The sequence below is a fragment of the Robiginitalea aurantiaca genome (assembly GCF_030380815.1).
GTDB classification, from domain to species: Bacteria; Bacteroidota; Bacteroidia; order Flavobacteriales; family Flavobacteriaceae; genus Robiginitalea; species Robiginitalea aurantiaca.
In genome coordinates, this window is record NZ_JAUDUY010000009.1 from 1 (window position 1) to 13,791 (window position 13,791).

The following is a 13,791-nucleotide window of genomic DNA, read 5'->3' on the forward strand; positions in this document are numbered from 1 at the left end:
CGACATCAATGCGGGAGCTGATCTGGTCAATACTGCGAGCGTAGATACGGATCAGACGGATCCGCAAGAGGATGATGCGACCACGACGATCACACAAAATCCCCTTATCAGCATCGTAAAAACCGGAACGTTCAATGATGAGAATCAAGATGGTTATGCCGATGTAGGCGAGACGATCAGCTACACCTTTGCAGTGAAGAACGAAGGGAATGTTACGCTGACCAATGTGACGGTTACCGATCCGCTGTTTACAGTGGTCGGTGGTCCAATCACTCTTGATGTAGGGGAGACCGATGACACGACCTTCACTGGCAGTTACGCGATCACCCAGGCCGATATTGATGCCGGCCAGCGTGATAATACTGCGACTGCTGACTCAGATGAGTCTGACGAGGCCAAAGATGATGAAACCACAGATCTGCCACAGAACCCATTGATCAGCATTGTGAAAACCTTTGCAGAGGATGAAGTAGTAGCCGGTGGAACTGGCAGTTCCTTCACACTCGTGGTAACCAACGACGGGAATGTAACGCTAAGTAACGCCCTGATTCTCGATATAGTCGATGACAGGCTTACAGTTACAAATGTTTCCGGAACCGCTGGGGCAGATGCTGACAGTGATTCTGATGATCAAACAGTCGAGTGGCTCATTACGTCACTGGCACCAGGCGATTCAGAGACCATTACCGTAGAGTTCTCGGTTGCTTCTGATGTTCCTGAGGCCGGATATGGAGTACTAAATACCGATCCTGATGTACCCAATACCGCAACGGTTTCTGCCGAAGCACCACAGGGCGATCCTGACAATTCGGATGACGATATTATAGACAATAGTCAAGATAATATCAATATCGTAGTCGACATAGACCTGGATATCGTCAAGACGTTCATTCCAGCCGCGATAGAGGTGCCACAAGGTACTTTCCAGAAATTCACACTCCTGGTGACCAATAACGGTCCGTCCGATGCGGTAGACGTGTCAGTGACCGATATGGTGGACACCCTTCTCGAGGTTACCGAGGTAAGCGTGACTTCCGGAAGCGGTACCTGTGTGGATGATAATGGGCAGGACATCGATTGCACCCTGCAGATCCCTACCGGTGAGTCGGCAACGATTACGGTAGACTACATGACTGCGCCGTTCATGGATGGTGATTCGCCTTATGATTCATCATTGACGGGTGGGGATGATTTCTATTTTAGGTTTGTAAATGGCAGTATCCTGGAAGGAACTACCAGAGGAGACGGATTGGTACTTCTTGACGGTGTTGATATCACGACTGGTTCAACTATTGTCAGGAGCCTCACCAGGAACGATATCATTATCGACCCTGATGGACCCGGAGGTGATCCGGCATTCGAACTGCACTTGTCCTGTTCCGATCCGTTTACGGGCGGTTGGGGACAATCGGCAGGCCCTGTTGAAGGGGTCGATGTAAACTGGCAGATCGCGTATTTCTCGATCGCCCGGTTTAACAACAACGGCTACATAAAGTCCTGCGGCAACGTGGTCAATGATTTCGAAGTCTATAATACTGCTGACACAGAGGGTGAGGACAGTTTCGGAACTGAAATGGCATCCGACATGACCTTTGTGACTGTAGGCCCCGGTATTATCCTGGACCGTCTGGACACCAATGGAAAGCGTCTGACAGTGCGGCTGACTAACATGACGGGAGATGCCAAGGAAATTAGTGAAATCAGTGCTTTTTGGCCAGAAGGGAACGGCAACCTGACCAAAGTCTGGCTCACCTATGGCAGCACCAGCGATGTAGTCTGGCAGGGATCGGATGCCTGGTTGGGTGATACTGAGGATGATCCAATTCCGGATGCTCAACTCGATAATCTGGATCCCGGTTGGATAGGCGGTACACTCTTCACCGGCGAAGCTATACTGCGATTTGACTTCGAGAATAAAGTTTTATCGAAAGGGTATATTATACGTGTCTGGTTTGTAGATGGTACCTGGCTGGATATTTCCGTTGATGGGAACGAAGATAGCGGCGGAGGCGGAGGAAAAGGCAAGGGTGAAACGAGCAAAACTGCACCTGTAGAGGATACTGCCGCATACACAGGCGAAACCCGTACCACCCTTACGGCCAGCCCGATTCCGTTCAACGACCGACTGAGTCTGAAGATGGAAATCGAGTATGAATCGAATGCGCGGATTGAGATCTATGACCTGAGTGGTCGCCTGATTCTCAGTAAGAATGCCTATGTCAATAAAGGCACGAATATCATCGATGTTTCGGAGGTATTCCGTATTCCGACCAAGTTATCGATCATCCGTGTGGTCACCGATCGGGAATCCATTATGCAAAAAGTGGTTGCTTTTAATCGGAAGTAACCCAGATTCCATTCAATAGAAGACCCGGCCTGATTGGCCGGGTTTTCTTTTTCGATTTGGACAGTATAATCTTGGAACGATAGGGTTGGCTAAGATGAAATACAGCAAATGACCAGTAAAATAAAAAAGGCCCCGAATCGGGGCCTTCCGTTTTCAGATAAGTGGGGGTCTGAAAAGATTTGGGTTGATAAATGTGCTTCTTTTTTTTTATTGAAAAAATAATACGTTGTGAATTGCCGGGTTCCAGTGGGTGATGCGTCCGGTTCCTGTGGTGAAAAAAAAATCTCCACTTATTTAGGGCGGAGATTCTGAAATTCCAGTATCGCTAAATTCAATGTACCCGCGCGTCAAGCGCATCGAGCTCGGCCTGCGGCAGAAGCATTTTATCAAGGATATGAACAACTCCATTGCTGGCGGCATTATCCGGTTGGACATTTAGGGCTTTATCTGTTTTATCCCTTATGGTAACACCCTGATAGCGGATTGTAGAGACATTCTCTCCTTAAACCGTAGATAGGGACTTATGGTCTGTAAGATCCGTACAGAACAGGTTAGTGCCCTCGACCATTTGATAAGCAAGTACCAGGGTCAGCAAGGCTTTTTCCACCGGGGTATCGAAGTCTTGGATATCGGGATACCTATCTTTTAGAACATACAACAGATCATCGATTAGAGCGAAGGCGATAAACGGACCTGAATCGGACAAATCGTTTGCCAGATCCGATGCCGTATCCTGATCCACTTCTGCCATCGTGGCGTTAAAGTTGGGCAGGTTTCCAGTGATTTGGCGACCTGAATGATATTAAGGCGTGGTACCGCTGATCGGAATCGTTCTTCTTTGACATTGTTAAAGGTCACAAAGAGGAGTGCAGGCACAAGGACCCATATAAGTCTTCGGTGGGGTACAAATCTATTCACAGGGCTTCGTTAAAAAGTTCGTGAGGGTGCTTTCTGAAGAAGAATACGAAGCCTGAAAGAATTTCATTTTGTTTAATGAAATGTATAAAATGCTTAACATTATTTTTGTGAACCCCATAAAAAAAAGGCCGCTAACATAGCGGCCTTTTCATTACTGTTGTGAACAGTTGACTTTTCCTGCCTTCTTATTGAAGATTTGGCAGCATCACCTTGTCAACTACATGGATCACTCCATTGTCTGCCTGAACGTCGGTAGCAATGATTCCGATATCCTCATTGCCAGCCCCGTCTGTTACAAGAACAGGATTTCCAATTACGGTAACCGTAATGTCGTCACCCTGAAGGGTAGTTGCAGGATTATCTCCCTCGCTAAGGGCAGAAGAAGCAAGATTAGCCTCACCTACGACATGGTGCAACAGAATTTGAGTAAGGGTAGTCTCTCCCGGAATAGCATCTAACTCCGCAAAGGCGTCATTAGTTGGCGCGAAAACGGTGAAATCCGGATTAATGTTGTCAAGGTTATCTCCTTCGGTACGGGAAAGGATGCTGACAAAATCAGTTCCAGGGGTAAGCTCCGTAAGCGCGGTAACCAGCGTGGTGAAATTCGGGTCAGCGGCGGCGAAGGTTACAACTGTTGGCAACGCGATTACACCATCAACAGCGTGGATGATTCCGTTTGATCCGACGACATCTGCAGTAGTTACTGTTGATGTACCATTGAATTGTACCCCACTGGAAGTGTTGAAATACAAGCTCATAGGGTTTTCTCCAGGGCCATTAACGCTTGTGTTGGTGTACCCGGCACCCAATCCTGTAAGATCTGATGCGCTTACATTGGCACCAATAACGTGGTTTAAAAGCGTACGTGTCAGAACCGTTTTATTGATTCCTCCTAAATCCGCGCCATCTAAAAATGCTGTAAATGCATCGTTGTCAGGGGCAAGAACTGTAAAAGGACCATCGCCATTGAGTACATCGATCAAATTCCCGTCTGCTGCTCCAAGAGCTGCGACCAGGCTGCTGAAATCTGCGTTGGCTGCTGCATGGTCTACGATATTCGGAATTGGAATAACCGCATCCACGATATGGATCGTTCCATTGGAGGCATCGATATCAGCGCCCCCGGAGGTTACCGAAGATACGTTGTTAAAGCGTACACCGTTCTCAGCGTTAAAGTAAATGCTGATTGGAAGGTTTCCGGCACCCGTTGTGCTTGTACTTGTGTAACCTCTACCTAGACTTGAAAGGTCTCCGGAAGTAACGTCTGCCGGTATTACATGATTTAATAAAATTGCCTCAAGAACGTCTGAGGGAACTTCGTTTACATCCCCAAATCCGTTGTCTGACAGAAACTTTGCAAAAGCCGCATTATTTGGAGCCAACACTGTAAAAGGCCCAGGACCCTGAAGCACATTTACTAGATCTCCATCCGCCGCCTGAAGGGCTGCAACCAAATTGGCTAATTCCGGTGTTTCCAGAGCAATTTCGACAATATTCTGCTGATCTTCTCCTCCGTTTCCGTTATCTCCATCGTCATCGCTGGAACACGCGACAGCTGAAATGAATAAAAGTCCGAGGAAAAACATCCTCATAATTAAAACAGTCTTTTTCATGATTTAAATTGATTTGATTTTGTTTTACTTTGTTTAATTGTTTAGCAAAAATAGAAAAAGCATAAACATAATTGTCTACCTTAATAAATATTTAACGAAACGATTTTGGATTGGATTGCCAGGTGCCCGCAGATACTGCCTTACGGGCCAAAGGGTAAGCGTTTTACACAGAAATCCGTGAATCGGAGTGTGGGAACATAGCTGGTTAGAGCAGGTCTTACAGCTATAACAGGCTTAAACAAAATGGATTATAGTGGATTGATTTTCGTAATTTTGCGGGAATTATTGTCTATGAAAAAAGTGGTAGTCGGGTTATCAGGTGGGGTGGACAGCAGTGTGGCTGCCTTACTCCTCAAACAGCAGGGTTTTGAGGTTATCGGGCTATTTATGAAGAACTGGCACGATGATTCCGTTGTCATTTCGCGGGAGTGCCCATGGCTCGACGATAGCAATGACGCCCTTATCGTTGCGGAGAAACTGGGTATTCCCTTTCAGGTTGTCGACCTTAGTGTCGAATACAAGGAGCGCATCGTAGACTATATGTTCCGGGAATACAAGATGGGCAGGACTCCGAATCCGGACGTATTGTGCAACCGCGAGATCAAATTCGACCTGTTTCTGAAAATGGCTCTGGATCTGGGGGCAGATTATGTGGCCACCGGTCACTATTGCCGCAAAGATGTTTTGAAAACCGATAAGGGCGAATCGATTTACAGGCTTTTATCGGGGAAAGACATGAATAAGGACCAGTCCTACTTTCTTTGCCAGCTCAGTCAGGAGCAACTTTCTAAAGCGCTGTTTCCCATAGGGGACTTACAGAAATCTGAGGTTAGGGCAATTGCCAGGGAAAACGACCTGATCACAGCCGAAAAACGCGATTCACAGGGCTTGTGTTTTATCGGTAAGGTGCGCCTGCCGGAATTTCTACAGCAGCAACTCGCTCCAAAGGTTGGTGAAATCATTGAAGTTCCTGCTTCGGTTACAAAACTCAATCGGGAAAAAGCCGCATTCACCTCCAGGGAAGCAGAATTAGCAGCCCTCTCGAGGCCAATTGTTCTGGAGCCTTCAGACGGTAAGGTAGTAGGTGAGCACCAGGGCGCACATTATTTTACAATTGGGCAGCGCAAAGGACTGGATGTCGGAGGCACGCCGGAACCTCTTTTTGTCATACAGACGGATGTGAAGGACAATGTCATATTTACGGGACAGGGCAAAACACATCCCGGTCTTTACAGGAAGGCGCTTTATGTGGCCGATGATGAACTTCATTGGGTACGTCCCGATTTAGCACTGGCGGAAGGAGCAGAAATGCGGGTTCAGGCACGGATTCGCTACCGGCAGGAATTGCAGTCGGCCCTTCTTTATAAGTCTGCAAAGGGATTATATGTTGAATTTGAGCAGCCTCAGTCAGCGATTACCAGTGGGCAGTTTGTCGCCTGGTATGAAGGGGAAGAGCTTCTGGGCTCCGGGGTAATTGCCTAAAGGGAGTTTTTCTTAAATCATACGCCTATGACAAATCGGATAACAACACTTTTTGATACGGATTTCCCGATTATCCAGGCCGGAATGATTTGGGCGAGTGGCTGGCGACTTGCAGCGGCAGTAGCCAATGCAGGAGGACTCGGGTTAATTGGGGCCGGAAGCATGTACCCCGAAGTGCTCCGGGAGCATATTCGTAAATGCAGGCAGGCAACCCAACGCAGTTTTGGTGTCAACGTACCCATGTTATATCCTCAGATCGAGGAAATCATGAAGATCATTGTGGAAGAAGAAGTGAAGTATGTCTTCACCTCTGCGGGAAACCCGAAAACCTGGACAACATTCCTAAAGGACAAGGGCATTACCGTCGTCCACGTAGTGAGTAGTGTTCGCTTTGCCCTCAAAGCTCAGGAAGCCGGGGTGGATGCAGTAGTCGCTGAAGGATTTGAAGCCGGAGGCCACAACGGGAGGGAAGAGACAACCACCCTTACCTTGATCCCGGCCGTGCGTGAACACCTTGATATTCCACTGATCGCCGCGGGGGGGATTGCTACCGGAAGCGCCATGCTCGCTGCAATGGTGCTTGGGGCAGATGGTGTTCAGGTTGGCAGTCGGTTTGTGGCCTCTGAAGAAGCTTCCTCCCACCAGGCCTTCAAGGAGAAGGTTGTGGAAGCCCTTGAGGGGGATACGCGTCTGACCCTGAAGGAACTCGCCCCGGTTCGTCTGATCAGGAACAAGTTTTACGAGGATATTGAAAAAGCCTATGCCAATTGTGCCAGCCCGGAAGAACTGAAAGAATTGCTCGGCAGGGCCAGGGCAAAGCGCGGTATGTTTGAAGGGGATCTGGAGGAAGGGGAATTGGAGATCGGGCAGGTTTCAGCCCTGATCCACGATATTCTGCCCGCTGCTCAGATCGTCACGAACCTCGTTTCCGAATTCAGGGTAGCACAGGATAAAGCCGCCGGTTTCACTATTTGAAAATCCCTGCTCTAGAACACGGATCGCTCAATAGGGATATCAGCATACTGCCATACCGACTCAAACTCTTTTCGAACGCTTTGGGCTTCTGCCTTCTTATCCTGAGCATCCAATGCCTGCGAGAGTCCAAATAGGGACCAACCGTTTTGTCGAAGCTTTTTAAGGTCGTCCCTATAGATAATTTCCGCATCGCTGTACTTACCGAGATCCATCAGGATGGCCCCGAGGGATTGCCTTGGTGGGATATGCCAGGCCGAGGGTTCTGTGTAGGTCAGGGCGTCTTCGGCGGCAACGGCCTGCTTCAGGTGTTGGATGGCTTTCTCCGGATCTCCCTCAAGGTGGGCGAGCTCTCCGGCCACGACCTCATAGGCTACACGCGCAATTCTATCAGAGGAATTGTGGGCAGTTGCCACCATCTCCGCCGTGGCCGGATCGTCCATAATCGCCTTGATTGCCTCCAATTCCTCCCTGGCCTCGGAAGCATTGTTTTTTCGAATAAATGCCAGGCCCCTGGCATAATGGCGTATCAGATTAAGATGTTTAATCTCAGATGCCGGTGCGGGATAGGTTAAGATGTCGTTCCATTTTCCGAACCGCGTGTAGGCCAAAAGGGGGGTAGCTGCAAAATCCTGAAGAAAATGAAGTTCCGCCATTTCCCCCTGTGGAACTTTTTCAGCCGTCTTCTTAGCTGCATCGATGGCCGTACTACTCTCCCCGATAAGGCTGGAGGCCGACCAGAGGAAATGGATGTTATGCGGGTAATACCCCAGCGGGTACAGGCCCTGGGAGTAGCATTGAGAGATGTAGTCTTCATCTGCGGCAATTGCCTTGTGGTTTGCTTCCACAGCATCCTTGTAACGCCCCACCCGGATGTAGATATGTGAAGGCATATGAACCAGATGACCTGCCGCCGGCATCAATTCTCCCAGGGCTTCGGCACTGGGTACGCCCAGATCAGGATACGGCAACTCCACCATATGGATATAGTAATGGTGTGCACCGGGGTGATTTGGGTTGAGGCTTATGCCTTTTTCAAGTGCTTTTCGGGCCTCCGGTGTCTGAGGCATTGGCTTCCCTTTCGAATCCCAGTAGTTCCACGGCATCGTATTCATGGCTGCAGCCGCATATAGGGTTTGCACGTCAGCATTTTCCGGAAAGGCCTCCCGTACCCGGGTCATTTCTTTCAGATACGCTGCATTGAGTTCAACAACGTCTGCATCCCAATTGTCACTATACCGGGCTTTAAGTGCGGTAATGAGCGCCTGTTCCAAGTCTGTCCCCCCTGACATCTTCGCCTGGGCTTTTGCAAGTGCCTTCCAGGCAGCTTTTTTTCGTTCCTGGTCAGGCAAGGGGTCATTGATATTGGGTCCGAGGGCGTAAGCCTGCCCCCAATATGCCATAGCGCTTTGGGGATCGATTCTGGCCGCTTCCATAAAGGATCTGTGGGCTTCCGCGTGATTAAAGGCAAAAGTCAGACGCATGCCCTGGTTGAAAAAGGCCTGAGCCCTCTCATTTTTTGTCGATATTTTAAAAGAATACTCCCCCAGGTTTTCGAACAAAGGGGCAATTTGCAGGGTACTGTCCGTCGGTTCCAGAAGGAATTTGGCCACTGTACATTTCAGGGCGCCAATAGATGCTTTATTGCGCTTGGGGAGTACCTGGTTCTGATCGGGCATTAGCCAAAGGACGAAGAGAGCAATCGACAGAATTCCGATCCAAATGAAGGTGTGCTTGTTTTTCATGGGAGTGTTTTTAATGTAGAACCGAGGTTTTATCGTTCCTTTGAAGGGGTGAGCGTTGCCATCAAGATTCTGATTCTCTGTAAGATACGAAATTTAGCTGGTCTCCCAATTTTTTGGCTTTCTAGGAAGCATTCCGTAAATTCCACCTTTCCAAAAGAAGAAAGGACTTCTTCCTCGAATCAATTTTACAGATAACCCTGAACCCATCATATGAAAAAACTGTATCTCTTTTTATGGCTGCTAGCGCTTCCGCTAGTACTGCCAACATCCCTCTCCGCCCAGCAACGACTCAATGAAATTACACAGAGGGGAAAACTCCGGGTGGGAATGACCGGGCAACAGCCCCCTTTTAGTATGGAGAGTAAGAGCGGGAAGCTCATTGGCTATGAGGTCAACCTGGCCGAATTGCTGGCTGAATCCATGAACCTGGAGTTGGAACTCGTCCGAATAGAATTTAACCAGCTTATTCCTTCCATTCAAAATGGTACGGTGGATCTGGTGATGTCCGGAATGACCATCAATATGGAGCGAAACATGAAAGTTGCCTTTATCGGCCCGTACGTGATTTCGGGAAAGTCGGTTGTCACGAAATCCATTACCCTGGCACAGGCCGATGAAGCCGCCGACCTGAACCAGGGCAGATTGAGGGTTACATCCCTGGCAGGATCAACCAGTGAGAAATTTGTAAAAACCCTGCTGCCGGAGGCGACTTCCATTCCCGTAGCCAATTACGACCTGGCAGTAGAGGCCCTGCTCAAAGACGAGGCGAATGTTATGCTGGCCGACCTTCCTATTTGCCTGATCACCCAGATGCGCTACCCGGATGCCAACCTGCTGACCCTGGAGGACCCCCTGACCATGGAGCCCATCGGAATGGCTTTGCCTGCCGACGACCCTCTGCTGCTTAATTTTATCGAGAATTATTTCAATGCGCTTGAGATGACCGGCTTGCTTAAAGAGCTCGAGAACTATTGGTTCGAGACAGGCAGCTGGCTCTCCGATATGAAATGATCCGGGGCTCTGTTTTCTTAGTTCAGTGCATTGATCTTCTTGAGGTGATCTGCCATGGACTCCAGGGTGCCCGCCAGTTTTTCGATTTCAGCCTGGGCCTCGTCCCAGTTTCGTTGTTCAATAGCCTCACGCACACCCGGAAGGGTTTTTACCCCGTATCCCGTGTAGAAACCTGGGGCGTAAATCTGGTGCTTATACCAGGATCGCCTTGGGAGCCCATCCTTGCTGGTTAATTGTTGTTCGGTTTTCATGAGCAAGGTATTAAGGGCTTTTTTCCCGGAATTAGAAAGGCTGCTGAACTCTTTGCCGGAAAGCGCATTTACTTCTCCATCCAGTTTGGTCAACGCATTCTGAAGGGGTGCAAAATCCAGGTAGGGCACCATTGCTTTTGCCTTTGGAGCGGCTATTCCCTTCTTGGGATCTGCTGAAAGTTCATAGGCCCTGGACCGTACAAGTTCATTGTGTTTTTCGGTTGCCTTTCGCATTTTGTCAGTCGTTTCCATCACCTCGTCCAGGTACGTGGATACCGTCTTTTTCCAGGGTTTAAAATCCAAAGGAAGCCATTGGGCGTTGGCCAATCGGAGCGTGATCCTGCCCGCAGTTTTTGCCAGGGCGATTCCATAGCTCATATCCGGGTCTTTAAACCTTTTGAAATGGGGATACGTATCGTAAATGGTATGGTATTCTCCCCCGGCGTTCTCGCCTCCGAACCCGAGGTTTAAAGATGCGATTCCCGCATGCTGTATAAAGGGCGTATAATCCGAACCCGACCCAAGGGCGTATAGTTCAAACTCCTTGTCCCTGCCATTGGCCGCATTCCTGGATAGCAGGCGTTCCTGTATTGAAACCCCTGTCTGTGGGTCCGGAACTTCCCGGGCTACTTCTGATACCATGGTCTGAAGCGAATGCGATCCGCCTGCCCCAAGAAAACCCCGGCCGTTTCCATCGGTATTGATATAGGCCACGGCTTTTTCCTGAAGTTCAGACAGGTGGTCTTCCACCCATTCCGTAGAACCGATCAGTCCTGGTTCTTCGGCATCCCATGCGCAGTAAACGAGCGTGCGTTTCGGACCCTGGCCTTTTCGGGCCAATTCCCCCACTGCCCGGGCTTCTTCCATGAGGGCTACCATGCCACTGACAGGATCTGCCGCACCGTGGACCCATGCATCGTGGTGATTCCCCCTAATGATCCACTGGTCCGGAAACTCAGATCCTTTTAGGGTAGCGATTACATTATGAGCGGGCTGAAGCTTCCATTCGAACTCGAGTTTCAGATGTACTTTGGCAGGACCGGGCCCGATGCGATAGGTAAGTGGAAGCGCACCCCTCCAGTCAGAAGGCGCTACCGGCCCTTTTAAAGCTTTTAGCAGGGGCTCTGCGTCCGCATAAGAAATGGGAAGAACAGGGATTTTGGTAATGGTGGGCGCATCTTCGCGTTTCAGGCGTTTTGCATCTTTTGTGGCTGCGTAACCGGGGGTCAGGACATCCCCGGGATAAAGGGGCATATCCATTACAGAACCGCGCTGCACTCCGGTGGCATTTTTAAAGGCTCCTTCCGGATATACCGCACCCTGATAATATCCGTCATCTTTGGGGTCGGAATAAATCAAACACCCTATAGCGCCTTTTTCGGCAGCCAATTTTGGTTTAATTCCCCTCCAGGATCCGTAATATTTTGCGATAACAATCTTTCCCTTTACGTCAATTCCGAGTTTTTCAAGCATTTCATAATCAGCCGGTACCCCGTAATTGACAAATACGAGCTCCGCTTCCACATCTCCGTCCCTGGAGAATGCATTGTAGGAGGGCAGGAGCGCTTCGCCCTGTGCGGTAAAGGGATCGCCTTCCACAGGCACGGCGGTCAAAGAGGCTTTGAAAGACCCGGGTTCGGTTAGCTCCAGGGATCGTACTTTGGGATAGGGAAACAATACCTGATACGTTTCAATACGCGCATCATAACCCCAGGATTCAAATTGTTTTTTCATCCATTTGGCATTTTCTTCACCGAAGGGAGTACCTACCCAATGGGGCTGTGCTGTCATTTTTTGCATCCAGGAATCCAGATTTTCTGCGGACAGGGATGCGTCAAATTGCTTTTCCAGGGCTATTTGCCTGTCCGCGGCCTCTGTGGTGAATCCCGTAATCTGTTGGGCATTCATACACAATGCAGCGCATAAAGCGAAAAAGGTAAAAATTGAGGTCTTCATAAGTTGGTATTTCATTTAAAATGAGGTTTTAATCAATATTTTTTGAATCAATGGTTAAGGCCTCATTCAGAGACAGAGGCGTCGAGCTGTAAAAGCGTATTGAGCAGGGTGTTCGCACCATTTGCGATATCTTCAGGGCTGCTGTATTCTTCAGGGGAGTGGCTAATTCCGCCCTTGCTGGGTATAAAGATCATGCCCACCGGGCAAATGAGCGCCATGTCCTGGGCGTCGTGCCCGGCTCCGCTCTGCATTTGCTGGTGTGACAGGCCTAAAGCCGAGGCCGCTTTCCGGATTTCATTTTGAATAAAAGGAGCCGTGAGGGCAGGCTTGCCGGTGGTATCCAGGGCCTTGAATTCAATTGAGGTACCGGATGCCTCAGCGATTTCCCGTACCCGTTTGCTGATATTCTCAAACAGGGTATCGATTACTGCATCGGATAGGTCCCGAATTTCCAAACTGAGCACGACCTGACCGGGGATCACGTTGGGCGCTCCGGGACTCGCCTTTATCCTGCCTACTGTAGCCACCTGACTCCCCTTTAACTTCAGGGCCTCTTCATTGACTGCCTGAATCAGTCGGGCGCCAGCCAGTAGAGCATCCTGACGCATGGCCATGGGGGTGGTCCCAGCGTGATTTGCCATCCCGGTTACAGTAACATCCCACCATTTGATGCCGACAATACCCTCAACTACTCCTATATCCAATCCTTCCCTGTCCAGGATACCGCCCTGTTCAATATGCAATTCCAGAAAAGCTGCCAGGCTGCCCCTGGGGCGAATGGCCTCCGACAGGCGGGTGGTATCTCCACCGAGCCGTTCTATCCCGGCCCCAATGCTATACCCCGTGGAATTGACCACTTCAAGGGCTTGCTTCTTCAGGGCCCCGGCCATGGCCCGGCTGCCTGTAAGGCCGCCCTCCTCATCTGTGAAAATGATGACTTCCAGGGGATGTTCAAGTTGTATATTTTTCTCTTCTAATGTTCTGGCTACTTCAATGGCGGCCATGGACCCCACACAACCGTCAAAATTTCCACCATAGGGGACCATATCGATATGCGATCCCAGAGCGATGGGCTTAAGAGAAGTGTTTTTACCTGCCCGGCGTCCGATGATATTACCAGCGGGATCGATAGAGGTCTTCAGGCCAGCACTTTTCATAAGGCCTTGTACATAAGCATGGGCTTCCAGGTCTCCATCACTGTACGCTACCCGATTGGGCGCCCCGTTCGCATCCCTCCCGTATTCAGCGAGCTTCTCTAGTGATTTGGAAAGCCTGGAGGCATTGACCTCAGGAGGCTTCTGGGCGTATGTTATTATGGGTAATAAGACTAGTGCGAGGAGAAAACGAAGGTTCATAGGCGGGTTGGTGGTTTCAAAAATCTTATTGAATTACCTCAGATAACTAATTATTTGGTTGTCTCAGGTTCCTGCCAAAAAGGTACAAAGATTCAGCCAATTCAGGGGCAAATTCTGGGAGGTTCTAATTCTTTGACGGAT

10 protein-coding genes are annotated in these 13,791 nt (G+C 49.5%); 4 read left to right on the forward strand and 6 right to left on the reverse strand.

What is annotated here, in order from left to right; all coding sequences use genetic code 11:
* Nucleotides 1-2,347: DUF7507 domain-containing protein (locus QU605_RS13100; protein WP_434967932.1), on the forward strand; the 2,347-nt coding region annotated here is incomplete at its 5' end.
* Nucleotides 2,348-2,678: 331 nt separating this feature from the next.
* Here the strand turns inward: QU605_RS13100 and QU605_RS15445 are convergent.
* The 3 genes from QU605_RS15445 to QU605_RS13110 all read right to left on the reverse strand — a co-directional run bounded on the left by QU605_RS15445 (nucleotide 2,679) and on the right by QU605_RS13110 (nucleotide 4,878).
* The gene (locus QU605_RS15445; RefSeq protein ID WP_353655890.1) at nucleotides 2,679-2,831 is read right to left on the reverse strand and encodes a fasciclin domain-containing protein; all 153 of its coding nucleotides are present in this window, start codon (nucleotides 2,829-2,831) and stop codon (nucleotides 2,679-2,681) included.
* Nucleotides 2,832-2,849: 18 nt separating this feature from the next.
* The gene (locus QU605_RS13105; protein ID WP_289725775.1) at nucleotides 2,850-3,098 is read right to left on the reverse strand and encodes a hypothetical protein; all 249 of its coding nucleotides are present in this window, start codon (nucleotides 3,096-3,098) and stop codon (nucleotides 2,850-2,852) included.
* 352 nt (nucleotides 3,099-3,450) lie between these two features.
* Nucleotides 3,451-4,878: a fasciclin domain-containing protein gene (locus QU605_RS13110; protein ID WP_289725776.1), complete on the reverse strand. Its 1,428-nt coding sequence runs from the start codon at nucleotides 4,876-4,878 to the stop codon at nucleotides 3,451-3,453.
* A 291-nt stretch (nucleotides 4,879-5,169) separates the two neighbouring features.
* On the opposite strand from QU605_RS13110, the gene mnmA reads away from it, so the two are divergent.
* Nucleotides 5,170-6,360, forward strand: coding sequence for a tRNA 2-thiouridine(34) synthase MnmA (gene mnmA, locus QU605_RS13115; protein WP_289725777.1), 1,191 nt, complete (start codon nucleotides 5,170-5,172; stop codon nucleotides 6,358-6,360).
* Between the two features lie 27 nt (nucleotides 6,361-6,387).
* Nucleotides 6,388-7,335 (forward strand): NAD(P)H-dependent flavin oxidoreductase, encoded by a 948-nt coding sequence (locus QU605_RS13120; protein WP_289725778.1) that lies wholly within the window; start codon nucleotides 6,388-6,390, stop codon nucleotides 7,333-7,335.
* 11 nt (nucleotides 7,336-7,346) lie between these two features.
* On the opposite strand, the gene QU605_RS13125 is transcribed toward QU605_RS13120, so the two are convergent.
* Entirely contained in the window at nucleotides 7,347-9,077 is a 1,731-nt protein-coding gene (locus tag QU605_RS13125; protein ID WP_289725779.1) for a hypothetical protein, read from the reverse strand.
* Nucleotides 9,078-9,287: 210 nt separating this feature from the next.
* Here QU605_RS13125 and QU605_RS13130 point away from each other — a divergent pair, with 210 nt between their 5' ends.
* Nucleotides 9,288-10,088, forward strand: coding sequence for a transporter substrate-binding domain-containing protein (locus QU605_RS13130; protein ID WP_289725780.1), 801 nt, complete (start codon nucleotides 9,288-9,290; stop codon nucleotides 10,086-10,088).
* Nucleotides 10,089-10,105: 17 nt separating this feature from the next.
* On the opposite strand, the gene QU605_RS13135 is transcribed toward QU605_RS13130, so the two are convergent.
* Together QU605_RS13135 and QU605_RS13140 are read right to left on the reverse strand one after the other, a co-directional pair.
* Nucleotides 10,106-12,295 (reverse strand): M28 family metallopeptidase, encoded by a 2,190-nt coding sequence (locus QU605_RS13135; RefSeq protein ID WP_289725781.1) that lies wholly within the window; start codon nucleotides 12,293-12,295, stop codon nucleotides 10,106-10,108.
* Between the two features lie 62 nt (nucleotides 12,296-12,357).
* Nucleotides 12,358-13,650, reverse strand: a complete 1,293-nt coding sequence (locus QU605_RS13140) for a Zn-dependent hydrolase (RefSeq protein ID WP_289725782.1) — start codon at nucleotides 13,648-13,650, stop codon at nucleotides 12,358-12,360.
* Nucleotides 13,651-13,791 lie beyond the last annotated feature (141 nt).